The sequence below is a fragment of the Undibacterium sp. TC9W genome, assembly GCF_049339865.1.
Lineage (GTDB): Bacteria > Pseudomonadota > Gammaproteobacteria > Burkholderiales > Burkholderiaceae_D > Undibacterium.
Genome location: NZ_JBMPPJ010000024.1, coordinates 41,896 through 66,305, shown reverse-complemented (window position 1 = coordinate 66,305; position 24,410 = coordinate 41,896). Strand labels below are relative to the sequence as shown.

The following is a 24,410-nucleotide window of genomic DNA, read 5'->3' as shown; positions in this document are numbered from 1 at the left end:
CTTAACCCCCTCTACTCTATTTCAGTATGCGTCGCCCTATAAAAAGAAACCGTCTTAAACTCGCCGCTGAAAGCCAGCGCGTCGCCAATCTTGCGCTCGCAGTTGCACAATCTGCCAGCCGTATAGAAGATCTGGACTGGCAGGCCAAACTGGATGCCCTGGTGACCAAGAGTCTCAAGCAACATCATCAGGATATGCTGGAGGCAGCGACTGAACACTTGTTCCAAACTCATCCCAATGGCTATGAGGTCCTGACTGAAACGCTGGAATCTGTGAGCTCCTGCGCGCAGTTTGAGCATGATGGGCAATCTTATACCAGCTTGCTGATCGCTGCCCCCATATTGGCATGGACGCGTTTTGAAATTGCCTCGGGCAGAATCCCAACAGAAACGCTGAGCATATTGCACACGCAATTAAACGCACATTTGCTGGCAGATGAAGCGCAGTTGCGCTTGCTGCCAGGTTTGTACTCCATAGATCAATTGCCACGCAGCCACGTAGAAACCTATGCTTTGCTGGAGCGGCATAGTCTGGCCATGCTCAAACATGTGTCTGCACCGGTAGAAGCTGAACGTGCTCATACCATTCCATTTTTGGCAGATATACGGTATGTGCTTGGTGTGTTGCTTGTCAAAAAAGGCGCCCCACTCTTCCAGTGGCAAACTATTGACGCACCCTATGATTGCGCACAAGCCAAAAGTGATGCTTTGCTGGAATGGCAGCAACAAACCGATGCAACCATCAAGCGCCTGTTACCTGGATGCGGCATAGAGATTTTACTGCCAGAAGCTTATTACACAGCTTGTCGTGAAGCAGATATCAGAATACGTCCGGCGACCATACGTTCTGCCATGTTTTATCTGACACAAACTCTGGGTAAAGAGGCAGATCAGTTCACCGTCATCATTGCATCTTTTGGTGAGCAGGAAAATCCCGGGCAAATTGATGAATACCGCATCAGTTTTTGCCTGCGTGATGCTCCTGAAGTGATCTATGGCGTAGTCTGGCCGCTGTATCAGGCAGAAGACCAGATCATTGCCGTTAATCTGGATGAAAACGAGCAACTTGCTGGCGAAATCCCCGGTATTTTGCAAGAATGCGGTGTTACCGACGTTATTCAGCTGGAAGAAATTTTCGCGATGGAATTCTGCGATGATTGCGGCACACCCTTGTTTGCAGACCGGGAAAATGATCTGGTACATACAGAGATGCCGGATGACACACCAACTCCGGGTGCAACTCATTTCCACTAAACGAAAAAATTGAATTGTATAGTTTGATGGCGATAGATGACGGCAACAGACAATCCAGCACATAACAGCGAGCAAACCATCTCCGGCATGAACCCTGAATTACATTTTCGGGATGGCTTGGCTGCTGACGCATTGATCATCAGTCAATTGATCGAGTTGTTCGCCCGGGATTTCTGCGTCAATCCGGATGGCAGCGGTGCGGATTTATTTTTACAGTCAGTATCAGAATCTGCCGAACTTTCTTATCTCTCTGATTCACGCTACCACTACATTCTTGCATTGCACGGTGAAACGCTGGCTGGCTTCATCGCCATGCGAGACCTGAGCCATCTATTCCATCTATTCGTTCATCCCTCATATCAGAGGCAAAAATTGGCAAGCAAGCTATGGCAGCGTGCCCGCCAGTATGCTGCAGCACAAGGGCATACGGGTAGTTTCACTGTCAATTCTTCCCTGAATGCCATTCCCGTTTATGAGTGCTTTGGCTTCCTGGCTAAAGGCGAGATAGTAGAAATGCATGGCATTGCCTTCTTGCCCATGCAAATGCCTTAAGCCCACCTGTAACAAGTTTTTACTACTCAAATATTGGCTGCCAATTTTGCCTGGCACATTTGTGAAAATCCGTTGTACAATTAGTTTTGAACGGTCGTGCTTTTTTCTGCTTTCTTATTAATTGCTTGCTGCGGCCATCATAAAACAGGAGACAACATGGATTTGAACTATACGGCAGAAGACCTTGCCTTCCGGGATCAGGTGCGCACCTACCTGGAAGCCAATCTTCCACAAGACCTGCAGCAAAAAGTATTGAATCATAAACGCCTATCCAGAGAAGACTTTGTTCGCTGGCACAAAATACTCGCCAAACAAGGCTGGGTAGCCACAGGTTGGCCGGCAGAATATGGCGGCACAGGCTGGACAGCCACCCAACGCCATATCTTTGAAGAAGAATGTGCCCGCGCTGGCACACCTGCCATTCTGCCATTTGGTGTAAATATGGTGGCCCCTGTCATCATGGCATTTGGCAACCAGGCGCAAAAAGACTATTACCTCCCACGCATACTGAGTTGTGAAGACTGGTGGTGCCAGGGTTACTCAGAACCAGGCTCAGGTTCAGACCTTGCATCCCTGAAAACCCGCGCCGAGCGCGATGGTGACCATTACATCGTCAATGGCCAGAAAACCTGGACCACCCTGGCCCAGCACGCAGATATGATCTTTTGCCTGGTGCGCACTGACACTGGTGTACGCAAACAGGAAGGCATCTCTTTCCTGCTGATCGATATGAAAACGCCGGGCATTACAGTGCGCCCGATTATCATGCTCGACGAAGACCATGAAGTAAATGAAGTTTTCTTCGACAATGTCAAAGTCCCGGTAGAGAACCTGATAGGCGAAGAAAACAAGGGCTGGACCTATGCGAAATACCTGCTCGGCCATGAACGCACGAATATCGCAGCCGTAGGCCGTGCCAAACGTGAATTGCAATTCCTCAAGCGCATCGCCGCCAAACATCAAAAGAACGGCTTGCCGCTGATTGATGATGCGGTGTATGCCAGCAAGGTTGCCAGCCTGGAGGTGGAATTAATGGCGCTGGAAATTACAGTTCTGCGCGTCATTTCGCAAGATAGTGGCCGCCCAGGCCCGGAAGCTTCCCTGCTCAAGATCAAGGGTACGGAAATCCAGCAGCGGCTGACTGAGCTGATGGTAGAAGCGGTTGGCCCTTACGGCTTGCCTTTTGATCCGGCCTTCCTCGAAGGTGAGACTGTACATAGCATAGTCGGTGACGATGATGCTGCGCCTTTGGCGCCGTACTACTTCAATTTCCGCAAAACTTCCATTTATGGTGGTTCCAACGAAATTCAAAAAAATATCATCACCCAGATGATCCTGGGCCTGTGAGGAGAGCAAAATGGATTTCAACTTAACACAAGAACAAACACAGTTTGCTGATGCCTTGCGTCGCTGGGTAGAAAAAGACTATGGCTTTGAGCAGCGCAAACAGATTATAGAATCGGCTGAAGGTATATCCGATAAAGCGTGGGGTGGTCTGACAGAGCTGGGCGCACTGGCCCTGCCTGTGCCAGAAGAGCAAGGCGGCTTCAATGGTTCTGCCATCGACATGCTGGTGATCATGCAGGAACTGGGCCGCGGCATTGTTATCGAGCCCTACTTTGCCACTGTCATGGGTGCAGAGTTTTTGAAAAAATCCGGCAAGCATACAAATGTGCTGGAGCAAATCGCTGGCGGCGAAGTCAAGCTGGCGAATGCACTCGGAGAAAGACAATCACGTTATGACCTGTTTGACATTGCCACCACGACCAGCAAAAATGGCGATGGCTTTGTACTCAATGGTAGCAAGACCGTGGTGCTGCACGGCGCCCAGGCAGACAAACTGATTGTCTCTGCACGCAGCAGCGGAGCACAACGCGATACGAATGGCATCAGCCTGTTTATCGTTGATGCCAATGCAGTAGGCGTCAGCCTTCGCGATTACCGCACCATCGATGGTTATCGTGCTGCTGATATCAGTTTCAGCAATGTACAAGTCGGTGCAGATGCGCTGTTAAGCGCAGTGGATGGTGGCTGGGAATTACTGGATGCGGTGGCCGATTACGGCGTTACCCTGCTGTGTGCAGAATCCATAGGCATCATGGAAGCGATTACCGCAGCTACCCTGGATTATCTGAAAACCCGCCAGCAATTTGGCGTACCTATCGGTAAATTCCAGGTCTTGCAACATCGTATGGCAGAAATGTTCATGGAAATGGAACAGGCCCGTTCGATGGCAACGCTGGCTGCCGTCAAGATAGCCTCTGATGATGTCGAAGAACGCCGCCGCACAGTATCTTCCGCCAAGGCAAGGATAGGCCAGGCAGCCAAATATATAGGCCAGCAAGCCGTGCAATTGCATGGTGGCATGGGCGTCACCAATGAACTCCCGGTTGCCCACATGTTCAAACGCCTGACCACGATAGAGCTGACACTGGGTGACACTGATCATCACCTGGCCAGATTTGTCGCACAACCCGGCTTTAAAAGCGCAGCCTGAATGCTGCAGAAGAATCCCGACGGTGTTCGGGATTTTTTTTGCCTTTTAAAACAATAAGGAAACAACGAGGACACACTATGAGCATCAAAACAGATCGCTGGTATTTTGAAGATTTTGTTCCCGGCACAGTTATAGAACTGGGGCAGCGCGTAGTCACGGAAGAAGAAATCATCACATTTGCCAGGCAATTTGACCCGCAATCTTTTCACGTCGATAAAGAAGCAGCGAGTCATTCCATCTTTGGCGGCGTCATCGCCAGCGGCTGGCATACCTGCGGCATGATCATGCGTATGGTGGTCGATGGCTTCCTGGCCAATTCAAGCAGCATGGGTTCACCTGGCGTCGATGAAATACGCTGGATATTGCCAGTGCGCCCTGGCGACACCCTGACTGTCACCGCCGAGACTACAGGCAGTAAACTCTCTACATCCAAGCCAGACCGCGGCGTCATCAATACTTTATGGAAAGCGCATAACCAGGAGGGCAAGCTGGTTTGCACGATTGCCGGCATGGGCATGTTTGGTCGTCGTCCAGATTAAAAAAATAAACAATAAGGAGACATGATGAGAGAATTTAATAGCCTTGCTGAATTAAAAGACTTGATAGGCCAAGAAGTTGCTCAGTCAGAGTGGGTAGAAATCAGCCAAGAAAGAGTGAACACGTTTGCTGACGCGACTGGCGACCACCAATGGATACATATCGATGTAGAAAGAGCCAAACGTGAGTCACCATTTGGCGGGCCGATTGCACATGGCTTTTTGACTTTGTCCCTACTACCCATGCTGGTTGCCAATGCCATCAAGCTTACCTACGTCAAAATGGGGGTTAATTATGGGCTCAACAAAGTTCGCTTCTCCTCCCCTGTGCCTGTCGGCAGCCGGGTACGCGCGCGCTTGAAACTGCTGGAAATCGAGGACATCAAGGATGGTGCGCAACTCAACTGGGAAGTAACAATAGAACGTGAGGGCCAGGATAAACCAGTGTGCGTGGCAGAATCAATTTCACGCGTCTATTAATCCCGCTAAAACCCATTTCTCAGGGAATGAGCCCATGCCCAGTCAAGACACATTAAAGCGCTTCATCGCCCAAGTTGAAGCGAACGAACATGCTGCAGCATGTGAAGAGTTTTATACCGAAAATTCCAGCATGCAGGAAAACCAGGCCAAGCCCAGAATAGGCCGTGCGGCGCATGTGAACGCTGAACATGCCGTCATGTCACGCGCCAGATCAGTAACATCTACCTGCGTGCATCCGGTATTGGTGAATGGCGACCATGTCGTCATCCGTTGGATTTTCAGATTCGAGTGGTTGGACGGCAGTGTTACACAGATGGAAGAACTTGCCTATCAGCGCTGGGAAGGTGAATGCATAGCGGAAGAAACTTTCTTCTATGATCCGGCACAGCGAATTCCACAAAGACCCAGCGCCTGAAATGCAATAAGGCCAACGTATATTCTCTGGCCTTATTGACTCATGTGGACCAGATTAATAAAATTTAACGGCGTAAATCGGTGGCAGATTAGCTGATATCTGATACCAGTCATCCCCCTCATTCTCGCTCGCCCATAAATTGCCGGTAGTCGAAGCCATCAACAGGTTTTTGCCATTTTCTGACACAGCCAGTCCATGGCGATACACCAGATCATAACAATCTTGTTGTGGCAGGCCGCTTCTCAAAGACTCAAAGGTCTTGCCTCCATCCCGTGTACGCGTGACACTCATGGCACCATGCAGGGGTACACGCTTTTGATCTGCCACGGCAGGCACAAACCAGGCGACATCGGGGTTGCGCGGGTGAGCCGCTACAGCAAAACCAAAGTCTGGAATACCTTCAGGCAAATGCAATTGCTGCCAGCTAACAGCATCGTCTTCACTACGCCAGATACCATTGTGATGCTGGCACCATAAAACATGGCTGGCGAATTTGCTGCGTGCAATCAGGTGCGGGTCCTGGATATTTTGCTTGTCTGCCAAATCAGGTGGCATGTAGGCAGCATGCATACCGGACGCAGACAACACCCAATTTTTTCCGCCATCCTCTGTTTTCCAGGCACCGCCACAGGAGATGCCCAACAAGATATGCTGAGGGTTGCGCGGATTGACGCATATCGAATGTATGCCTGGCGTGTCGTAGCCGCCACCCATCCACTCCTTGCGCTCTTCCTTATCCCATAGACCGCGCACCAATTCCCAACTATTGCCACGATCTGCTGAGCGGAACAAGCCACCAGGCAAGGTTCCGGCCCATAACACGCCAGGCTCGTCACCACCACCGGTTTCCATAGACCAGATGGCCTTGAGCTTCCATTCGACGTCATCTTCCGTCTTGGCATGTTCAGGGTAGGCTGGCACGACGATCTCAGTCCAGTCGTCACGGCCTTCATCGCGTCTGTGCAGCTTGACTCCAAAGTGCCCGAGGTTCAATGCAGCATAAATAGCACCATCACGTTTGTCATGCAGGCACATGCTCAAAGGCTCACCAAGAAAACTGATCTGATCCAGCTTCCACTTACCGTCAATATGGATCAGTTCAAACAAACCCTTGCGGGTCGCTACCATTGCTTTCATCATTAGCCTCCTGAAAGAGCCTGCAAGACATAGACCTGGCTATTTGAATTTAAAGGGTCACGCAAGCCACTGCGTTGCATAACGCGTTTGCCGTCGATAAAAACCACCACATGAAAACGCAGATCGCCCTGTTCATCCAGGATATAGCCGCGTAAAGTAGGATTGACCTGAAATGCTGCTTCCAGCGCATCGCGCAAATTATCAGCCAGGGTTTCCACCTCAGGAACCTCAGTAAAGCGACTGAGCTGCTGAGTGAAAATCAGCTTGGCCATGATTATGCCCAGTCCTTGTAGGGGTGCTTGAGTAAATTCGCATTTGCATAACGCCTGTCATGGCTGACTTCGTCCCCCAGCCAGGCCGGACGGTCAAATTGCTGTTGCTCGGATTCAAGCTCGACCTCGGCCACGATTAGGCCGAGATTATCACCGATGAATTCATCCACTTCCCAAACCAGGTCAGCAATAGAAATGCGGTAACGTGTTTTTTCTATGAGAGGTTGCTGACAGACTGTATCCAGCAAGATTTGCGCATCGGCCAGTGGAATGGAGTATTCCCATTCGCCACAGCTAATGCCCGTTGACATGCCCTTGATGGTCAGCATCGCAAGCTCTGCTTCTATGCGTACCCGTACGATGCGACCCGGATCAGAACAAATATAACCCTGGCGCAGAAATGTGCCCTGCCCCTGTTGTTTGAAATCCTGATTCACAACAAGGAATTTGCGTTCAATTTCTACGCCCATTACTACTCCGATCAATAAATACCGGAATTATGCACTCAATGTAGCCAAAATCGGTTGCAACATTGCTTCACCGAGTTTGATACTGCGAGAACCGTCCCAACCCACTTCTGCGTCCGGCAAATTGGCATTGTCCTTGAATGGCAGTTCCAACGTAAGCGATACGCATTTGAAGGTATGACCAATATACTTGGATGCCAGCTTCAACACATCCTCATTGTATTTGGATGCTTCGTAACCGTATTTGGTCTGGAAGTCAGGACTGGCCTTGCAAAAACTATCGACAAAATGCTGCTGCTCCTGCGCCTGCTTTTCGCTAAAGCCTGCCAGCATTTCACTGCCAGCCACGAAGATATAAGGCAAGGCTTCATCACCATGGATGTCCAGGAACAGGTCGCAACCGGTTTCATGTATCTTGTTCTTGACGTAATACACTTCCGGGCTGGTTTCCAGCGAAGGTGTCATCCATTCACGGTTCAGGTTGGCACCGGCTGCATTGGTGCGCAGGTTGCCGCGTACAGAACCATCCGGGTTCATGTTAGGCACAATATATACAACCGCTTTGTCCAAGATACTGCGCGCGATTGGATTGGATGGGTCCAGCAAGGCATTCAAAGTGCCCTCCACCAGCCATTCAGCCATGGTTTCGCCTGGATGCTGGCGCGCAATGATCCACACTTTCTTTTCAGCAGCAGGGTCACCGACAACGATCAGGTTCAGGTCACGGCCATCAACGGTATTGCCGAGGTCTTCAACTCGCGCAATAGAAGAATTTTCTACCCCACCCAGTAAGGCCAGGTGACGCTCCCAGGTGTAAGGCTCAAAATAAGCGTAATACACGCTGTCACGCTCAGGTGTATGGCGTATGGTCATGACCTTGCCATCAAACTCGGTATCAACACGGAACCAGTTGGCCCTGTCATAACTTGCTACCGCGCGATAGCCTTCCCAGCCCTTGGCATAAGTAGCGTCACCCGCATTGAGGATGCGCATGACGGTCTCCTGACCGCGCGCACCCTGCAAGCGAAAGTGAAACCACTGCCAGATATCGGCATGGCTGTCCTTGCGCAAATTTAAATCGATGGCCCCCGCTTGTTCCGCCTTGACGACTTCGATCGCTCCCGCGTCAAAGTTCTGACTGATTTTAATTGTCATCTTGTATTTATTCAGAAATGTTTTTAAGCACCGTAGCAATACGGCGACCTAGGACTGGTATTTTCACAGTTTTTCCCGAATTATGAAAATATTTCAGTCAAATAATGAATAAAATCGGACAAATATTTTCATCAAGGCAAGCATTTAAGAAGTTTCTGGCCAAACATAGCAAAATTCGCCACGATATACTATAATCTTTCGCTCAGTGTCGGGGCGTAGCGCAGCCTGGTAGCGTACGTGCATGGGGTGCACGGGGTCGGAGGTTCGAATCCTCTCGCCCCGACCAATGAATACAAAAAGGCTTGCAGATATCTTATCTGCAAGCCTTTTTTATTTGATGCGAGTTATTAAAGTTAACTCAATACGTGCAGCAAACTTTGTCCCACAATGATGCGATATGAACAATCATGATGGATAATTCAAGCTATTTTCCTGGCAACTGTACGCTGCGGTAAGTGTCGAGTTGAGCGGCATCAACGAATGGCCATAGTTCTGCGTCCCATTGCATGTCAAGAATTTTCAGTTTTTGCAGATATTTATCAGCGGTCTCGTACGCGTGTAATACCAGATACGGTCCAGTCAGACTTTTGGAACGTCCGACAACCAGATGATAGGTGCTTTTTTCTCCCTGACAGCATAGGCCCCAGGAAACGAAAAGATAGTAGTAATCCCCTCTTTTAAAAATAAAAGGTGCTTCAACTTCTGCGGGCCCAGCTGTTTCATCCGGTGTAAAAGCCGGACGAGTACGCTTTGCAAGCGCATGCCATTCCTGTGGCTCTGCCAAACCTGTCCATGCCTCGTTCAATTTCACCAGCTTGATGCCCGACCAGAAGGACCCAAATGACATCCAGGCCTGGCCTTCGCTGTCGGTGACAATATTCGGGTCAATGGCATTCCACAAATCGCGCCCCGGAACGGACTGCAATATCATTCCCTGATCTTCCCAGTGATAATCCGGCGAGTGAGGATTGAGCGTCTTGTTAACCGTGACACCAATTGCTGAAGTCAGCTTCCCAAATCCGGATATTGAATAATATAAATAGTATTTTCCACTGTGGAACTGTATGTCTGGCGCCCAGATGTGGCCATTGAAGCCTGGCACAATATTGCGTGCCCAGACAGGTTCGCCATCGAACACCCTGCCCTCAGGCCGCCAGTCTTTCATATTGGTAGAGCTATAGAAAGTAATGCCTGGCCCGGTGCTGAACAGGTAATATGTACCTCCCTCTTTTACCATCACAGGGTCGTGCACACTGACTTCTGCAGCGGCAAGTTGACATTGCGGTTGCAAATATAAAATGCCAACAATCAAGTACAAACAGAGAAATTTCACGCAATTCGCCTTTAAACTGAACTATTTGTCTGATTACATTACGACAGTCGGCTCTGCTTCCTGCCCTAGCTTCCTCATTGGTATGATTTCAGATAGTTGAACGACAGGTATCTCGCCATTATTCAAGCACCACCACAACTATCGCCTTGGCTGGCACATTCAATGTCAACCTGCCTGCTTTTGCACTGGAACTAAAACTGTCTGGCTGTACTGATTGTGGCCGGATAAAAGTGTTGTGTGCATCCATGGTCTTTGCAGTCAGTACGCGGCCTTTGGCAGCTTCTATTTTTTCGCCTGCAACATCAATATCTATCTCAACACTCTCATTAGGATTAGTGTTCACCAGCGACAAATATACTTTTCCATCAAGCGCACGAGCTGCAGAGGCACTTACTGCAGGGATACTGGTTTTGCCAAAACTGTATTCATGGTTATTGCTAATCGTGAGTGGCAAGCTTGTCGCATTTTGGAATGGCACATACATTTCAAATGCGTGATAAGTTGGCGTTAGTAAAATTTTGTCTTTATCAGTCAATATCATGGCCTGTAAGACATTAACCATCTGGGCAATATTGGTCATACGCACACGCGCTGCATGGGCATGAAAAATATTGAAATTCAAGGCAGCAACCAGAGCATCGCGCAAACTGTTTTGTTGATATAAAAATCCAGGATTCGTACCCGGTTCCACGTCATACCATGTTCCCCACTCATCCACATTGAAAGCAATTTTGCTCTTGGGGTCATTGACCTCCATCTTGGCAACGTTATTCCTGATCAGGCTATCCATGCGCAATGTATTTTTTAGCGTGGATATCCATTGATCCTCCCCAAAACCAAGCGCCTTGCCTTTCTTTTCCCAAGTGCCGGTTGGTAGAGTGTAATAATGAAAGCTGACACCATCAAAACGCATATTCCATTGTTCGTGGATGTTCCTGGTCAAATAATCTGTCCAGCTGGTGTCATCATCATGACCACCACTGGCAATGATTTTTGGCATATAAGCCTTTGGAGCTTTCAAAAAACTGGCGTATTGATTGAACAGGCTGGTGTAGTGCTCAAGCTTCATATTGCCGCCACAACCCCAGGCCTCATTACCGATACCAAAGAAAGCGACTTTAAATGGCTTGTCGCGGCCATTTTTGCGGCGTAATTCTGCCAAAGTTGACTTGCCGTCACCCGTCATATACTCCAGCCATTCTGCCATTTCCTGCGGCGTGCCAGAACCAAGATTGCCATTCACATAGGCATCTGCACCCAGCAAATCAATCAAGTCAAAAAACTCATGGGTACCAACGGCATTGCGTTCTTCCACATTGCCCCAGTTGGTGTTCATCTTGACTGGACGGTTCTCACGTACGCCTATGCCGTCCCGCCAATGATATTCATCCGCAAAACAACCACCGGGCCAGCGCACCAGTGGCACATGTATTTTTTTTAGCGCAGCGACAACATCATTGCGCCATCTCTTTGTATTTGGAATAGTTGAATCTGGTCCTACCCACATGCCTTCATAAACACCCCTGCCCAAATGTTCTGCAAACTGGCCGTAAACATTTTTATTAATGACAGAGCCAGGTTTTTTCGCATCAATGCTGATACTGACTTGATTGCCAGCAGAAACCGGAACGGCAATAGCCGCAAATAAAAGCACTACCGAACAAAATATGCCTGCCTTTATGCTGGCTTTCAACACAAACATTTCTCCTCCTGATTTATGAGGCATTGTCGATACCAATTTATTCCAGGCTAGCCTCGAAGATCACTAAATCAGAGCTTATTCATGGTTTATTCAAGGCTTCGCTAGTTTGACCTGCAATGAGCTATCATTGATTTCAAAGGTATTGGTCTTCATCAGGTTGATGACCTCTGCACCAGCCAGCAATACGGGGCCGTAGCTATGCGCGGCGAATACATTCACCGGGCGGTAGTAATAAAACGCCGGGTCAAAGCCCATGCCTGTACCCACACAAGTACCTTCCACCTGGCCTTTTTGTGTCACTTTGCTGGCTACCGCATTCCACGCCAGAATAACTACTGGTGCGTAAGCACGTTTATCGATAAAGCCGCGATTGATGGCATGTGCCATAGCATAGGTGTAGATGGCAGTGGCAGACGTTTCCAGGTAACTGTCATTACGGTCCAGCAATTGGTGCCAGAAGCCTGTGCCATGTTGATAGGACGCCAGACCTTTGACATGGGCCTGCAATTGCGCCAATACGTCGGCATAGCCAGGATGGTCTGGTGGCAGTACATCCAGCAATTCAACCATGGTCATGACGGCCCAGCCATTAGCTCTGGCCCAGTGGAATTGCGGATGCACACCCATATCCTGCACCCAGCCATGCATATACACGCCTTTTTCTTTGTTGAACATGCGGTCAGAAAACAGTTTGACCTGTTTCACAGCATCGTCATAATACTTGCTGTCGCCCGTTAATTTACCCATTTGTGCCAGGGCTGGTACGCTCATGAACAGATCATCCAGCCACAAGGTATTCGGTTGCGGACGGTTGCGGGCCAGGGTGCCATCCGGCAGACGGAACTCTTTGGTGCTGACGTAGCTGCTGCAAATATCAATCAGGCTGGACAGTTTATTGGACACACCTTCCCTGGTAGCTTTGATCATGGCGGCACACATGGCACCTGCATCATCCAGTGCATGGGGCTGCAACAATGAACGGATAGGTGAAGGACTTTTCGGATTAGCCTTCAGACGGGCAATGTAATGCGGTGCCAGATCAGCCAGCAAACCAAGGCGTTCACTGGCGTAATTGCTAAAACGTTTATCACCCGTGGCACTGCCGGCCAGCAGCATGCCTGCGTAGGTGACGCCCCATTCGTAGCTGGTCAGGCGATAATCGCCCGGGGCCAGTATCGTATCGTCATTGATCTGGGAAAAATCAGTAATCTGCTTTTTTGTTTTGCCATCAATAATTTTGGCAGGCGTAACATTGTCCAGATAGGCATGTACGCGGTACAGCACTTTCTTGACGTCTTCTGCTGTCGGTTGCCCATACGGCGTTGGGTAATCAGGTTGCATCAAATGCAGGGGCGCGGTGACGTCATTGGCGGGCTTGGCTGCGTTGTTTGCGCTATTTATTTTACCGGCGGCAGCTACTGTGTTCATGCTGAATGGCAGCATGCAGCTGATGCCTGCGATGGCCAATAATTTGAATGTTGAACGTAGGCCGGATTGGTTTCTCTGTCTCATCTTTATCATCTTTTTTTGCTCTATAAATAAATCTTGTGGGTATTCATTCCAACTGGTAAACCTTGAAGTCACGTATTTGTTGCCGGGATTGTGTTGTGCGGAACCCAAAGTAGCCATCCCTCAGGGCATCTTTGTCCCTGTATGAAAAGAACACTTTGCCATCGACCAGAACGCGTGTGCAGCCTCGGTACACCGCAGTTTCTATGACGTAGTCCCTGTTTGCCTGCAATAAGGTGTCGCGTTCATTCAACTCGGTCAGCAAGCTACGCTCACCATTGCCCTGGTATTTGCGAAACCTGGTCGTGGTATTGGCGTTGCCACCTATACCGGCGTAATACAGGCGTAAATCATCGTATTGCTCAAATACGCCCTTGCGGGTAAAGATGTTTTGATCACGCGGGTCGGTCGCCATCCAGAATTGATTCAGGTCAGACAGCCGGTCATTGCGCCCCTGTTCCATCACTACCTTGCGGGTATATATGATCAAGATGTCGCCAGATAATTTTTGTTTGAACCACACTGTTGCACCTTTCGCCGCATCTATCAAAAGCTGGTTATTGCCAACACTGATATCGGAATTTTTTGTGTCGACAGACTCTACCTGCCATTGCCTCAGATCGGTATCGAAATCATCCTGGTAAATTAATTTACCAGGCTTGCCAAGGTTGCAAGTGGATTCAGTCGATTGCGCAGCAGCAGGCATAACCTGAGTCATGACGACGATGGACGCAAGCACCATGCAAACCGATCGCAGGTTCATTAAACAATGGGGCATGAGTGTCATTTTCTGAAATGCTATTTAAGTGATGCTGCAGTCAATTTGAGATCGACTGATTTATCATTTAAATATTTTTTCAACTGCGCATATTGCAAGGTCTTGATACCCGCCACGACAACACGTGCATTGAATTCTGCACCAGCCAGATTGGTATGGGTATGTTCATCTGGTGTCACTACAGGGAACAGTTTCATCACCTCATCCTTGCCTATGGCATCGTAGGCAGCGGCAATGTTTTCATTCAGATCGATGAAATCCGCTTTTTCCTGTTTCGCAACCTGTTCAGCCCAACCACCATAGCTGGCTTTGCTGCGATTGATTTTTCCATTTGCATCCCAGTTCTTGCGGGGTATGGGAGAACATACGATGGCCTGCACGCCTTTGGCTCTGGCCTCGGTAATAAATTTGCGCAAATACCAGCCGTAGCTATGTACTGATTCTGGTAATTTTTTCAGCAGATTATCGATATCCTCGACCTCTTCACCTGTGCCTTTGATGGTTCCACGCGCACGGCTGGTGTCGTTAAGCGGTCCATTGTCATTGTGACCGAATTGCATGATGACGAAATCGCCGGGCTTCATTAATGCAAGGCTTCTTTGCCAGTGCCCACCAGTCAGATAAGTACGGCTGCTGAGACCGCCGATGGCACGGTTAACGACATTGATTTTATCCGCCTGAAAATAGGCCTTAATAGGATTACCCCAACCCCACTGCCCTTCTGCCCCCTTGTTTTGGCCATCATCCCGACCATTGCGTACGGTTGAATCACCAATCAAGAATACCGACGGCAATTGCGGATTCGCCGGTTCGGGTAACACAATACGCGCTGCCGCATTAGGGTCGGTATTTACCGCAGGTGGCGGTGTGGTTTGCGCCTGGGCAGAACAAGTCCAGCCCAGCACACTTACACAGATCAGGCGGCGTACCGCAGACATATTGGTATTCATAGATGGATGATGGCAATGATGGTTAAGTATCGTCGGGTAGCGAAAGACTGAAGGTCATCATACACGTGAGTGCATATGGGGAAATCAACAGCCTCGACACATGATTTCATTTTATTCGAGAGCTTGTAACTGACTGCAAGACTTGCTTAAAGAATCAAAAAAATGATCACTATTGATTGTGCAGTGCAAATTATGAAAAAACTGCCTGAAAACCAAGCACAATAGGCGGCACTGATGCCATTCCACTCAAGCGTGTTGAGAAAATTCGCATCCGGGATTTAACCGTTTACTCTCACACATATCAAAATTCCATGAAGCGCTTATCTGTTCATATCTCTGTTCGTATCTTGCCTGCTCGCATGCCCAGTCTTTTTCTGAACCTTTTCCTGTGCCTGTTCTGCCTTTTGTCCACATCAGCCTTTGCGCAAATAGGGCATCGTTTCCCCAGTGAACGCAAAGTGGTCAAAGACCCGGTTACTGGGGTCATGCTGACCTTTCTGACCAGCCAGCCGCATGGTGATTCAAAAATCTATCCTACCCATCCACAATGGACTTCCGATGGGCAATGGGTGATCTTTCGCTCAGGTATCGCAAAAGGTGAAGCGATGGCCGTCAATGAACAAACCGGGGATATCGTACAGGTATCTGAAGGCGGCTATACCGGCATGCTGAATGTATCGACCCGTGCCATGAAACTATATTTCATGCGTAGCACGGATAAATCTCCGCGCGAAGGAAAATCTGTCCGGCCACGCCAGGCTACACCACTTGAACTAGTAGAGGTTGATCTTGCGGCGGTATTTGCCGATAGCAAAACTGGCAAGATGAAAACACCGGAAAGTTACCAGCGCGTATGTGGCATGGTACCCGCTGAAGTCGGGCAAGCCGCCGACCTGGCGCTGGATGCTGCCGATGAATGGATATATTTCCGTGAGACGTCGCAGGAGGCCGCAAAATATCTGCCTAAAAATGCACGTATAGAGAAAAGCTTCGGTCCCAGAAACATGGGTGCGGGCCCCGGTGGCATTGCAAAAATGCATGTCAAGACAGGGGAGATACACCACGTTATCTCAGTGCCATTCCAGATCGGCCACATTCAGGCGAATCTGTGGAATCCGGGTGAAATCATTTTTTGCTGGGAAACTGGCGGTAAATCACCTCAGCGCACCTGGGTGGTAATGGCAGACGGCAGTGGCTTGCGCCCGTTGTATCCTGAAGCTGATTATGAATGGGTGACCCACGAAGCCGTCATTTCAAAAGATGAAGTGGCGATGGCGATTATGGGCCATCGCAGTATCGTCGGAACAAATAATAGTGCCAACAAGGGCACTGCCGTTGAAGGTGCTAATCCTGGGCAAGATACGGGTTGGGGCAATGCTGGCACACGCGAAAAACCAAGTGGCCTTGCCATTGTGAATTTGCGTACACGTGAAATGCGTATTGCTGGACAAACACCATCAGGCAGTGGCTTATGGCATGTGCATGGATCAAGCGATGGCCGCTGGGCAGTTGGCGATGATTTCAGTCGCAGTATCTATCTGATAGACCGCCTGAACGGCAAGATGAGTATGCTCAGCACCGGGCACAAGGATACAGCGGCAGACCACCCTCACCCTACCTTTAGCCCGGATGGGAAAAAGATAGAAATCCAGTCGGCCATGCTGTCTGCAGATAACCGGACACTGAATATCTGTATTATCCCTGTGCCTAATTGATTGAATATCAAGGTCATGTTACCCACATGGCTTGGCTTGGTAGCATCAATCGAGTTTTTGAATGCGTACATTGCGCAATTCATACGCGGTGCCTTCAAGCTGAAAACCGATGTGACCAGAATCTGGGTTTGATTTGCTTATTTTGTTTTGCACTACGCCGTTGATCCTGACTTCAACCGATCCATCTTTGGCTAGAATGTCGCAGCTATTCCATTCGCCAACGGGTTTTTCGCTATCGGCCAGTTTTGCTTTGATGGGAGGATACGCTCCCTCGGCCGTTGTCAGGGATTCGGCAAAGCTGGCACCGGCCATGGGCAGCAAGTCACCGACATTTTTGTATTTGGTTTGAATTTGCAGGCTCAGTGGCCAGACCTTGTCTTTGGGACCAGAGCTGACATGTATCAGAACGCCGCCATTTCCGGGCGCGCCAGTCCAACGCCATTCTGCATGCAGAGCAAAATTTTTATAGCTTTCCGTGGTCGCGATGTAACCCGAAGGTTTGCCGGCAGAAGCGATCACGCCGTCAGTTGTGATGCTGAACACGTCTTCAATCTTGCTAGCCGGTGTGGTTTGGATTTCCCAACCTTTGAAATCTCGGCCATTGAACAGTTCATCCGCATAAACAACGGGACTGGCCATGACAGACAGGATGGATGCAACCGACAATACTGATAATTGAAAAGGCTTCAAAAAACGGGAAAGTTGACGCATGATGTTCTTTCTCAAATGGAATCGATATTTTTTATAACATACTTCATTTACTGCCATGAAACGACTTTTTTTCACTTTGTTACTGGCCTTGTCGGCCATTTCTTCTCATGCACAATCCAGTGCCATCAGCTTGTGGCCAGAAGGCGTACCGGGCGCGAAAAGCATAGGGCCAGAACAAGTGGCTGATGGTCGCACTTCAAATGTCAGCGAACCGAACCTGACTTTCTATCCTGCTGCTGCCGACAGAAAAAATGGCAGCGTCGTGATCATTTGCCCCGGCGGCGGCTATGTACGTCTGTCTACCCTGCGTGAAGGCGAGCAATACGCACACTGGCTCAACACCCTGGGTGTCAGCAGCTTTGTGCTTAAATCCCGCCTGGCTGAATTTGGTCAACCTGCCCCTTTACAGGATGTCTTGCGTGCCATTCGTCTGGTGCGTTCCAACGCAGCGCAATATGGCATAGACCCTAATCGCATAGGCGTGATGGGCAGTTCAGCAGGTGGCCATCTGGCGGCCAGTGCTGGCACCCTGTTCGATCACCCTTTGGGACGAACCGGTACTGCACTTGATAGTGTCAATGCACGCCCTGATTTCATGATACTGATGTATCCCGTGATTACCATGCAAGACCCATCGGTACATGCAGGATCACGTAAAGCCTTGCTGGGTGCATCACCCAGCGCAGAATCCATGCAACTGATGTCGTTAGAAAAACAGGTCAGCAGCGCGACACCCCCTACCCTGTTGATCCATACCCAGAATGATAAAACCGTTCCAGTCGAAAACAGTATCCTGTTTTATCAGGCACTGACCAAAGCTGGCGTACCGGCGGAAATGCTCTTGTTTGAACGCGGTACACATGGCATGGCTATGCGGCTTGGTAACGGCAATGCATCCGATTGGCCTCATCGTGCCGAAGAATGGCTAAGGGACAGAAAAATACTGCAAGCCGACAGTCAGTCACAAGGGAAATAAGCAGTAAAATATACTGAAAAACACATATCAAAATCGCCAGCCCATATCAGATTATGGGCTGGCGATTTTTTATTTACTCGAAATAAAACACAGATTTCAATGCCAATTGTTTGGGACGGTTATCCGCCTCGACTTCCATCAGCTCTGCCATATAATCCCACCAGCGTTGCATGACAGGATGTTTGGGCAAGTCATCGATCTGGTGATCAGGATGCAATTTGAGTACGCCAAACAGATGCAAAGTCTCTTCATCCAGAAAAATGGAATAATCATAGATACCGGCAGCGCGCAATGCATCTGCCAGATCTGGCCACAAATTATCGTGGCGGCGGTGATATTCCTCTACATTGCCTGGTTTCAGTTTCATCCGGAAAGCACGCGTTATCATGAATGGCTCTCCTGCTGTTATTTCGCTGGTTTGACTGTGACCATCTTTTTCAATTCGGCAGCGGCCAGCATGAAGCCACCGACACCATAATCAAAGCTGGATGCGGGCCTGTAAAAGGCTGGTTCGGCACCGGTCTGCTGTATGCCGCCCAACCTGCCATCTGCATAGACGTGCTTCAGGATACCCTTCCATGCCCTCGCGATTACTGGCTGGTATTCCTTGGGGTCAAGAATGCCGCGATTGATGCCATAAGCCATGCCATATACAAACAGGGCTGAGCCAGAGATTTCAGGCAAGGGGTACGTAGCGGGGTCCAGCAAACCGGCATGCCACAGGCCGTTTTCATCCTGCAACTGCGCTATGCGGGCTGACATTTCACGTAACTGCTGTATGTAGAATGGACGTTGTGGATCATCCTTGGGGATATAGTCCAGTGTCCTGGCTATACCACCCATGACCCAACCTTCGCCGCGTGACCAGAAAATTTTCTTGCCATTGGGTTCAGTCTTGTTGATATAGCTGACGTCACGGGCATACAGGTGTTCTTGTTTGTCGTACAGCAGATCGTAAGTGTTTTTCCATTGGGTATGGACATAATCCAGGTATTTACGCTCACCTGTTGCCACATACATTTTCGCCCATACCGGCGGTGCCATGAACAAGGCATCACACCACCACCATGGCAGACGATCGTCACCTGGTTTAAGAGTCTTCAGATCAATCAGGGTATCGAGGTCGCCTTTGGTTGGGGCGATGAATTCAGGCTGCTTGTTGATGAAATACAAATCCAGATAAGTCTGCGCCACACTCTGGTCATCCGCATTCGGCAGGCGTTTCGCCAGTTGCCATTGATGTTGCTGGCTCATGGCCAGCATGGCGTCTTTATATTTACTGTCGTTTGTTGCTTCTGATGCTGCCATGAAGCCGGTGTACATTACGCTGGATGTCCAGATGCGCCCAAAGTGCGCCTGCGAACGGGCCAGTTGCCAATCCGCCACCTTGCGCAAGACTTTTTCTATCGCTGCTGGTTCCAGTTCTGCAGACAGATCGGTTGCCAGAGGTCCGCCATCAGCAGGTGCATCACCAAAATGACGTGAAGTATCCTTGTCGATGATCGCTTGCATGGCTGGTGTAGGAAGCGGATAATTCTGCGTCCAGGCCAGGGCTGGCAACATGCTGCCGACAAAACCCAGGCTGGCAAGCATCAGGTATTTTTTTTGAAATTTCAAAGTGCTCTCCTTCATTTTATTGTTGTTTACTTCATTCTTATTTTGCAGGTCCGAAGCCATTGACGGTCAGCCCGGATACCTCAGAATCTGCGGAAATATTTACCGGTTTGCCATCCTCAAAAACCAGTCTGGAATCCGACATTTCCCAGCGTTTTACGTAACGGATAAAACCACCGGTGTTTGCTTCAATATCGAGTTTACTGAGCTTAAAATCCTCAAGCGGAGCTTGCGCATATCCTTCAATTTCAAAGGCGGTTTTTGCGCCACGTGCCTTGATGCCGGAGATATTGACACGGCGCAGTCTGGATATACCGTCTTTTTCTGGTACCGGCGTGACCAGTACTTTCCAGTAAGCCGGTACATCCTTCACATCATCAGGAATCTTGGCATAGCTGTATTGCGGATTCCAGTTCATGATCACGCGCAATACCACTGGCACGTCATTCATGACAAAGTCATGAATGTTCAGGTCTTCGCCAAAACCACCACGTGTATGTGCCGATTTGAACAGTATACCTACCGGCACATCTTTCATGACCGTGAAGCGATATGCTTCAATACGGCGGAATCCACCTGAAGTCTCGCTACCGAAACTCAATCCAGCTACTGCTTCGCGCACAATGATGTCGCGTATGATCACATCTTCTGTCGGACGATTGACCCGCAAGCCATCGGAATCACGCCCAGCTTTCAAGACAATTGCATCATCATTGACGGCAATATCAGCATGCTGGATCAGGATGTCTTTGGAAGAATCGATGTCTATGCCGTCAGTAGATGGCCCATGACCACCTTCGTTATTACGGATACTGATGCTGTCAACGACCACCTTGTTCGAATAACAGATATGCAAGGTCCAGAAACCTGAGCGACGCAGCAACAAGCCATCGCCCACACGCACATCCGACGCCTTGTAGATTTGCAGCAAGCGTGGGCGACCAGCATCATAATCCGATGCCCATCTCAATCCACGTGGCTCGTAGGCCTTGCGCAGGTTCCAGTAGCTTTCCCAGAATACCTTGCCGTCACCGTCAATGACACCTTCCCCAGTGATGGAGACACGGTTTTGTTCATACACATTGATCAATGCTGCTGGCCAGCTCATCTCTATACCGGCAACTCTGGTAGGCATGACAGGATAATCCTGTATGTTTTGTGAACCCAGCAAAGTAACGCCCTTGTCCAGGCGCAGCGTTACACCAGTTTTAAGGAATAAGGCGCCGGTCAGGTAGGTGCCCGCCGGGAAAGTCAGCGTACTACCTTCTTTGGCTGCAGCATCAATGGCGTTCTGTATGGCCTGGGTGTTGAGCGCCTTGCCATCGCCGGTGACACCATAGGTGCCGGCACTGATTTCTTTTGCTGTAGCGGCAAACGATGTCAAGATCAATAAAGACATCAATGCCGCAGCGACTGTCAGATGCAAAAGCATAGGCAATGCAAATACCATTTCCGTATGGCGCAACCAGCGCCGGGCTAACAATTTCATTGCAACTTCGCGCCTATCAGTTTGACTGGTCCAAGAATGCCGGCAGGTTGAGCCTGTATCAGATGGGTATCCTGAGGAATGAATCGCTGTCCATACTTGGCGGACAGCAGGCGGTAATCCGGCAAGGCATGGCCAGCCTGGACATTCAATCCCAGGTTTGCGACCTGTATCTCAAGGCGGTTATTTCCAACACGCATCAGCTTACTGATATCCAACTGGTAAGGCGGCTTCCATACCGAACCGGCGCGTTGACCATTGACGAAGATGACCGCAGCTTCCCGTACCGGGCTGTCGAGCATGGCGCGCATGCCGCTCGGTACTTTTGGCGTCACCTCTACTGGTGTGCCAGGACCGAAATCCAGTGTGATTTTGCTGTCCTTTAATTGTGCTGCATTCAATTCCAGGTCTTTGGTGTAACTGGCGATACCTGAGAAATAGCGTGTTGCTTCATCTTCTGTCCATGAACGCAAACTGGACATGTTTGCCGCTTGCGGTTTATCGCTGAACTGCACTTTCCAGTCACGGCTTAAATCTACAACGGTGGTGGCATCTGCCAGTTTTGGTTCCTGCTGTGCATTTTGTGGCGTATCGGTCAGCACCAATACTCTTGATTCATACGGTTCCAGGCGTAACACCGGCTTGACATCAGCATTGCTGACCTTGCCGTCGTATGGATTCCACCAGTAAGCTGTTTTGTAGTTGCTGCGGAAGGTGGCATTCGCTGTCACATCACGATTGCTGGTATTGGCGATGAAATAGACATCCGAATCAGTCAACTGGCGTCGGATGAAGCCTATGTTTTCTTTTTCAGCACTCAGTTCCATATCTGGCGGAACCGCTGCCTTCAAGGCCGCGCCAACTGCACTGTCGCTACTAACAAGGCTGACCTTGTCCTGATTCGCAAACAAGGCATCTGATGCTGTGACAACTTCTGCACTGATGCTAGCTGCGTTCAGATAGCCAGGCGAAAGTGATGGTTTGCTGCCAACAGCAATGATTTTGCCACCAGCACGCACATAATCATTCAATTTGGTAACGACTGCTGGCGACAGCCGGGTTACATGTGGCAAAACCAGAACAGGATAATTGATACCCAGTTCCATCACGGATTCAGCATCCACGTAATCGATGTTATGCCCTGCATCCAGTATCTGCGCACTTAGTTCAGGCGTCACATATTTGCCCATTTCTGCTGATACCGATACTTTACCCAAAGACAGAGTTGCGTACACATCGTCTGTAGGTAGGAATACGGCAACCTGATTCGCAGGATTGCCCTGGCGCATCAGGTAACTCATTCTTTGCAGATAGCCATTGATGTCGGGCATGACATTCCACCATGGCAGATGGGTATTGAATACCGCCGCCGCATAGAATGCATAACCAGGTTCCAGCGTGCCTGGTGGCGTATACGGCCAGCCATGTCCAACGAACTGATTAACGCCTTGCAACAGCATGCGGTCAGCTTCGACTTTCATATCCAGCGGTGTTGCGCTGAATGCAGGTGAATGTAGCCAGGTCCAGGTTTCAGCAGAAATGACGGGGCGGCCATACAGATGACCTGCCGAAGTTGCCCAGCGTGTAAATGAAAACTGGCGGAATTGATAGCCCTCGCCTTCAGGCAAATCGACCAGTTTATTACTGGACATGGTCACAGCCGGTTCACCATAGGTTTGGGAGCGGAAACGGGTGCCATGCGCTTTTGCCCATTGATTTACGGGCACCAGATAACGTTCGTTTGCCAATTCGGTTTGGGTCAATGCCCAGTCACGCCGTATCGCTGCGGCATCTGTGCCAATACCAGATTCAATTTTTGGCAGATGTGGTTTCAAGTCATAGCCACGTCGACGCTGGAATTCGGCCAGAAAATCATCAGTCCAGTCTGTACCATAGGCTTCCAGGCTGTCAGAAAATACGGCGTAAGGTGGATTTTTTCCAAAGGCTTTCAACAGCGGCTCAGCCACGGTTTTAAGATGATGATCAATGGCGTTGCGGCTCAGATGGTCGAGCACGAAACCTTCTGCGCCCAACGCGGCACGTTTGACCTGTTGGCCGGTACGGCTGGCGATATAAAAGACCACAACGCGGTCGCCGGATGCTGCTTTGACGCTGGCACGGCCACTTTTCCCTGGCACCACCTGTGGTTCAAACAAGGTCAGTTTGCTGCTATCCAATTGCTTGGGCGTACCATCGGCAACGAAGCTGGCCAGTAATTTCTCGCCATTCATGATGGCTGGCAAGGCAAAACTCTCATTTCCGGCGGGCAGTTCGATCACAGCTACCCGCAAACGGCTGGCTGCATCACACACGCTCACATGCGGGCCACCATATGGCCAGCCACTACCCAGGGTAATATCTACCCTGAGCTTGTTGGCACGTGCCTTGTCATTGGCGAAACTGACGTGTTCGAGAAACTGTTTCGACAAATATGGATAATTGTGTGTACCTTTGGCCGCATCATCCAGTTCCATGGGGTAGACGGCCTGAATCTCAAAGCCACCAAACCCACCTGCCTTCATCTCCAGTATTTCGCGTTCCAGTTGCTTTTTTTCCACTGATGGCCCAAACCACCACCAGCGCACCATGGGGCGCGCATCATCGGGGGGCGTGGCGAAGGCTTTGACGACTTCTTTCACAGATGGAAGATTCGCTGCTGCCCTGGTTTGTGCGATTGTTGGTCCAGCGCACAGCATGGCAAGAGAAAATAGGACGCAGGTGCGCAATTCGTTAACTGCAAATACAGGCAAGGTAGGCTTGGTCATAGAAAAGATAGTCCAGACAAACAGAAAGCAGGTGTCTATCCTGGATGGAGATCAGCTTATCGCTACGCCCATTCCATACGGAGACATGGCTATGAAAAAAATCCCCC

The 24,410-nt window shown here is 49.7% G+C and carries 23 protein-coding genes and 1 tRNA gene; 10 read left to right on the top strand and 14 right to left on the bottom strand.

Annotation, left to right across the window (positions count from 1 at the left end; all coding sequences use genetic code 11):
- The first annotated feature begins 26 nt into the window (after positions 1–26).
- The 7 genes from ACO0LN_RS25115 (at position 27) to ACO0LN_RS25085 (ending at position 5,733) form a co-directional block, all read left to right on the top strand.
- A complete protein-coding gene (locus ACO0LN_RS25115) occupies positions 27–1,253 on the top strand; it encodes a DUF2863 family protein (protein ID WP_422978608.1) in 1,227 nt (408 codons plus the stop codon).
- 36 nt (positions 1,254–1,289) lie between these two features.
- Positions 1,290–1,805: a GNAT family N-acetyltransferase gene (locus ACO0LN_RS25110; RefSeq protein ID WP_422978606.1), complete on the top strand. Its 516-nt coding sequence runs from the start codon at positions 1,290–1,292 to the stop codon at positions 1,803–1,805.
- A gap of 156 nt (positions 1,806–1,961) precedes the next feature.
- Entirely contained in the window at positions 1,962–3,152 is a 1,191-nt protein-coding gene (locus tag ACO0LN_RS25105) for an acyl-CoA dehydrogenase family protein (RefSeq protein WP_422978604.1), read from the top strand.
- Positions 3,153–3,162: 10 nt separating this feature from the next.
- A complete protein-coding gene (locus ACO0LN_RS25100; RefSeq protein ID WP_422978602.1) occupies positions 3,163–4,302 on the top strand; it encodes an acyl-CoA dehydrogenase family protein in 1,140 nt (379 codons plus the stop codon).
- Positions 4,303–4,379: 77 nt separating this feature from the next.
- On the top strand, positions 4,380–4,841 hold the full coding sequence (locus ACO0LN_RS25095) for a MaoC family dehydratase (RefSeq protein WP_422978600.1): 462 nt from the start codon (positions 4,380–4,382) through the stop codon (positions 4,839–4,841).
- A gap of 24 nt (positions 4,842–4,865) precedes the next feature.
- Entirely contained in the window at positions 4,866–5,318 is a 453-nt protein-coding gene (locus tag ACO0LN_RS25090; RefSeq protein ID WP_422978598.1) for a MaoC family dehydratase, read from the top strand.
- Positions 5,319–5,352: 34 nt separating this feature from the next.
- Positions 5,353–5,733 (top strand): nuclear transport factor 2 family protein, encoded by a 381-nt coding sequence (locus ACO0LN_RS25085; RefSeq protein WP_422978596.1) that lies wholly within the window; start codon positions 5,353–5,355, stop codon positions 5,731–5,733.
- Between the two features lie 54 nt (positions 5,734–5,787).
- Here ACO0LN_RS25085 and ACO0LN_RS25080 read toward each other — a convergent pair whose 3' ends face one another.
- Genes ACO0LN_RS25080 through ACO0LN_RS25065 form a run of 4 tightly spaced genes read right to left on the bottom strand, consistent with a single transcriptional unit; the run spans position 5,788 to position 8,764 of the window.
- Positions 5,788–6,870 (bottom strand): WD40/YVTN/BNR-like repeat-containing protein, encoded by a 1,083-nt coding sequence (locus ACO0LN_RS25080; RefSeq protein WP_422978594.1) that lies wholly within the window; start codon positions 6,868–6,870, stop codon positions 5,788–5,790.
- A gap of 2 nt (positions 6,871–6,872) precedes the next feature.
- Positions 6,873–7,142, bottom strand: a complete 270-nt coding sequence (locus tag ACO0LN_RS25075; RefSeq protein ID WP_422978592.1) for a MoaD/ThiS family protein — start codon at positions 7,140–7,142, stop codon at positions 6,873–6,875.
- A 2-nt stretch (positions 7,143–7,144) separates the two neighbouring features.
- Entirely contained in the window at positions 7,145–7,612 is a 468-nt protein-coding gene (locus ACO0LN_RS25070; RefSeq protein ID WP_422978590.1) for a CYTH domain-containing protein, read from the bottom strand.
- A gap of 27 nt (positions 7,613–7,639) precedes the next feature.
- Positions 7,640–8,764 carry a M14 family metallopeptidase gene (locus ACO0LN_RS25065; RefSeq protein ID WP_422978588.1) on the bottom strand — a complete coding sequence of 375 codons (1,125 nt, stop codon included), beginning with the start codon at positions 8,762–8,764 and terminating at the stop codon, positions 7,640–7,642.
- Between the two features lie 209 nt (positions 8,765–8,973).
- Here ACO0LN_RS25065 and ACO0LN_RS25060 point away from each other — a divergent pair.
- A tRNA-Pro gene (locus ACO0LN_RS25060) sits at positions 8,974–9,050 on the top strand.
- 138 nt (positions 9,051–9,188) lie between these two features.
- Here ACO0LN_RS25060 and ACO0LN_RS25055 read toward each other — a convergent pair.
- The 5 genes from ACO0LN_RS25055 to ACO0LN_RS25035 form a co-directional block, all read right to left on the bottom strand.
- Complete coding sequence (locus ACO0LN_RS25055; protein ID WP_422978586.1) at positions 9,189–10,055, bottom strand: family 43 glycosylhydrolase; 867 nt, start codon at positions 10,053–10,055, stop codon at positions 9,189–9,191.
- A gap of 160 nt (positions 10,056–10,215) precedes the next feature.
- A complete protein-coding gene (locus ACO0LN_RS25050; RefSeq protein ID WP_422978584.1) occupies positions 10,216–11,799 on the bottom strand; it encodes an alpha-N-arabinofuranosidase in 1,584 nt (527 codons plus the stop codon).
- A gap of 90 nt (positions 11,800–11,889) precedes the next feature.
- The gene (locus ACO0LN_RS25045) at positions 11,890–13,227 is read right to left on the bottom strand and encodes a glycoside hydrolase family 88/105 protein (protein ID WP_422978582.1); all 1,338 of its coding nucleotides are present in this window, start codon (positions 13,225–13,227) and stop codon (positions 11,890–11,892) included.
- A gap of 127 nt (positions 13,228–13,354) precedes the next feature.
- Positions 13,355–14,071, bottom strand: a complete 717-nt coding sequence (locus ACO0LN_RS25040) for a DUF6250 domain-containing protein (protein WP_422978581.1) — start codon at positions 14,069–14,071, stop codon at positions 13,355–13,357.
- Positions 14,072–14,106: 35 nt separating this feature from the next.
- On the bottom strand, positions 14,107–15,036 hold the full coding sequence (locus tag ACO0LN_RS25035) for a rhamnogalacturonan acetylesterase (protein WP_422978579.1): 930 nt from the start codon (positions 15,034–15,036) through the stop codon (positions 14,107–14,109).
- 311 nt (positions 15,037–15,347) lie between these two features.
- Between ACO0LN_RS25035 and ACO0LN_RS25030 the strand changes: the two genes are divergently transcribed.
- Entirely contained in the window at positions 15,348–16,751 is a 1,404-nt protein-coding gene (locus ACO0LN_RS25030) for a hypothetical protein (RefSeq protein ID WP_422978578.1), read from the top strand.
- A gap of 45 nt (positions 16,752–16,796) precedes the next feature.
- On the opposite strand, the gene ACO0LN_RS25025 is transcribed toward ACO0LN_RS25030, so the two are convergent.
- Entirely contained in the window at positions 16,797–17,462 is a 666-nt protein-coding gene (locus ACO0LN_RS25025) for a 3-keto-disaccharide hydrolase (protein ID WP_422978576.1), read from the bottom strand.
- Positions 17,463–17,517: 55 nt separating this feature from the next.
- Between ACO0LN_RS25025 and ACO0LN_RS25020 the strand changes: the two genes are divergently transcribed.
- Positions 17,518–18,438, top strand: a complete 921-nt coding sequence (locus tag ACO0LN_RS25020; RefSeq protein WP_422978574.1) for an alpha/beta hydrolase — start codon at positions 17,518–17,520, stop codon at positions 18,436–18,438.
- A gap of 73 nt (positions 18,439–18,511) precedes the next feature.
- Here ACO0LN_RS25020 and rhaM read toward each other — a convergent pair whose 3' ends face one another.
- From rhaM to ACO0LN_RS25000, 4 genes are read right to left on the bottom strand one after another with little or no spacing between them, the layout of a single operon-like run.
- Complete coding sequence (gene rhaM, locus ACO0LN_RS25015) at positions 18,512–18,826, bottom strand: L-rhamnose mutarotase (protein WP_422978572.1); 315 nt, start codon at positions 18,824–18,826, stop codon at positions 18,512–18,514.
- A gap of 17 nt (positions 18,827–18,843) precedes the next feature.
- Complete coding sequence (locus ACO0LN_RS25010) at positions 18,844–20,055, bottom strand: glycoside hydrolase family 88/105 protein (protein ID WP_422978571.1); 1,212 nt, start codon at positions 20,053–20,055, stop codon at positions 18,844–18,846.
- Between the two features lie 37 nt (positions 20,056–20,092).
- Positions 20,093–21,541 carry a glycoside hydrolase family 28 protein gene (locus tag ACO0LN_RS25005; RefSeq protein WP_422978570.1) on the bottom strand — a complete coding sequence of 483 codons (1,449 nt, stop codon included), beginning with the start codon at positions 21,539–21,541 and terminating at the stop codon, positions 20,093–20,095.
- Positions 21,538–24,303 (bottom strand): glycosyl hydrolase, encoded by a 2,766-nt coding sequence (locus ACO0LN_RS25000; RefSeq protein ID WP_422978568.1) that lies wholly within the window; start codon positions 24,301–24,303, stop codon positions 21,538–21,540. The genes ACO0LN_RS25005 and ACO0LN_RS25000 overlap by 4 nt, the downstream gene beginning before the upstream one ends.
- Positions 24,304–24,410 lie beyond the last annotated feature (107 nt).

Bases quoted from the DNA above. Each gene is read 5' to 3' on its own strand.
- ACO0LN_RS25115 (WP_422978608.1), top strand. From the start codon at position 27: ATGCGTCGCCCTATAAAAAGAAACCGTCTTAAACTCGCCGCTGAAAGC.
- ACO0LN_RS25110 (WP_422978606.1), top strand. From the start codon at position 1,290: ATGACGGCAACAGACAATCCAGCACATAACAGCGAGCAAACCATCTCC.
- ACO0LN_RS25105 (WP_422978604.1), top strand. From the start codon at position 1,962: ATGGATTTGAACTATACGGCAGAAGACCTTGCCTTCCGGGATCAGGTG.
- ACO0LN_RS25100 (WP_422978602.1), top strand. From the start codon at position 3,163: ATGGATTTCAACTTAACACAAGAACAAACACAGTTTGCTGATGCCTTG.
- ACO0LN_RS25095 (WP_422978600.1), top strand. From the start codon at position 4,380: ATGAGCATCAAAACAGATCGCTGGTATTTTGAAGATTTTGTTCCCGGC.
- ACO0LN_RS25090 (WP_422978598.1), top strand. From the start codon at position 4,866: ATGAGAGAATTTAATAGCCTTGCTGAATTAAAAGACTTGATAGGCCAA.
- ACO0LN_RS25085 (WP_422978596.1), top strand. From the start codon at position 5,353: ATGCCCAGTCAAGACACATTAAAGCGCTTCATCGCCCAAGTTGAAGCG.
- ACO0LN_RS25080 (WP_422978594.1), bottom strand. From the start codon at position 6,870: ATGAAAGCAATGGTAGCGACCCGCAAGGGTTTGTTTGAACTGATCCAT.
- ACO0LN_RS25075 (WP_422978592.1), bottom strand. From the start codon at position 7,142: ATGGCCAAGCTGATTTTCACTCAGCAGCTCAGTCGCTTTACTGAGGTT.
- ACO0LN_RS25070 (WP_422978590.1), bottom strand. From the start codon at position 7,612: ATGGGCGTAGAAATTGAACGCAAATTCCTTGTTGTGAATCAGGATTTC.
- ACO0LN_RS25065 (WP_422978588.1), bottom strand. From the start codon at position 8,764: ATGACAATTAAAATCAGTCAGAACTTTGACGCGGGAGCGATCGAAGTC.
- ACO0LN_RS25050 (WP_422978584.1), bottom strand. From the start codon at position 11,799: ATGTTTGTGTTGAAAGCCAGCATAAAGGCAGGCATATTTTGTTCGGTA.
- ACO0LN_RS25045 (WP_422978582.1), bottom strand. From the start codon at position 13,227: ATGAACACAGTAGCTGCCGCCGGTAAAATAAATAGCGCAAACAACGCA.
- ACO0LN_RS25040 (WP_422978581.1), bottom strand. From the start codon at position 14,071: ATGAACCTGCGATCGGTTTGCATGGTGCTTGCGTCCATCGTCGTCATG.
- ACO0LN_RS25035 (WP_422978579.1), bottom strand. From the start codon at position 15,036: ATGAATACCAATATGTCTGCGGTACGCCGCCTGATCTGTGTAAGTGTG.
- ACO0LN_RS25030 (WP_422978578.1), top strand. From the start codon at position 15,348: ATGAAGCGCTTATCTGTTCATATCTCTGTTCGTATCTTGCCTGCTCGC.
- ACO0LN_RS25025 (WP_422978576.1), bottom strand. From the start codon at position 17,462: ATGCGTCAACTTTCCCGTTTTTTGAAGCCTTTTCAATTATCAGTATTG.
- ACO0LN_RS25020 (WP_422978574.1), top strand. From the start codon at position 17,518: ATGAAACGACTTTTTTTCACTTTGTTACTGGCCTTGTCGGCCATTTCT.
- rhaM (WP_422978572.1), bottom strand. From the start codon at position 18,826: ATGATAACGCGTGCTTTCCGGATGAAACTGAAACCAGGCAATGTAGAG.
- ACO0LN_RS25005 (WP_422978570.1), bottom strand. From the start codon at position 21,541: ATGAAATTGTTAGCCCGGCGCTGGTTGCGCCATACGGAAATGGTATTT.
- ACO0LN_RS25000 (WP_422978568.1), bottom strand. From the start codon at position 24,303: ATGACCAAGCCTACCTTGCCTGTATTTGCAGTTAACGAATTGCGCACC.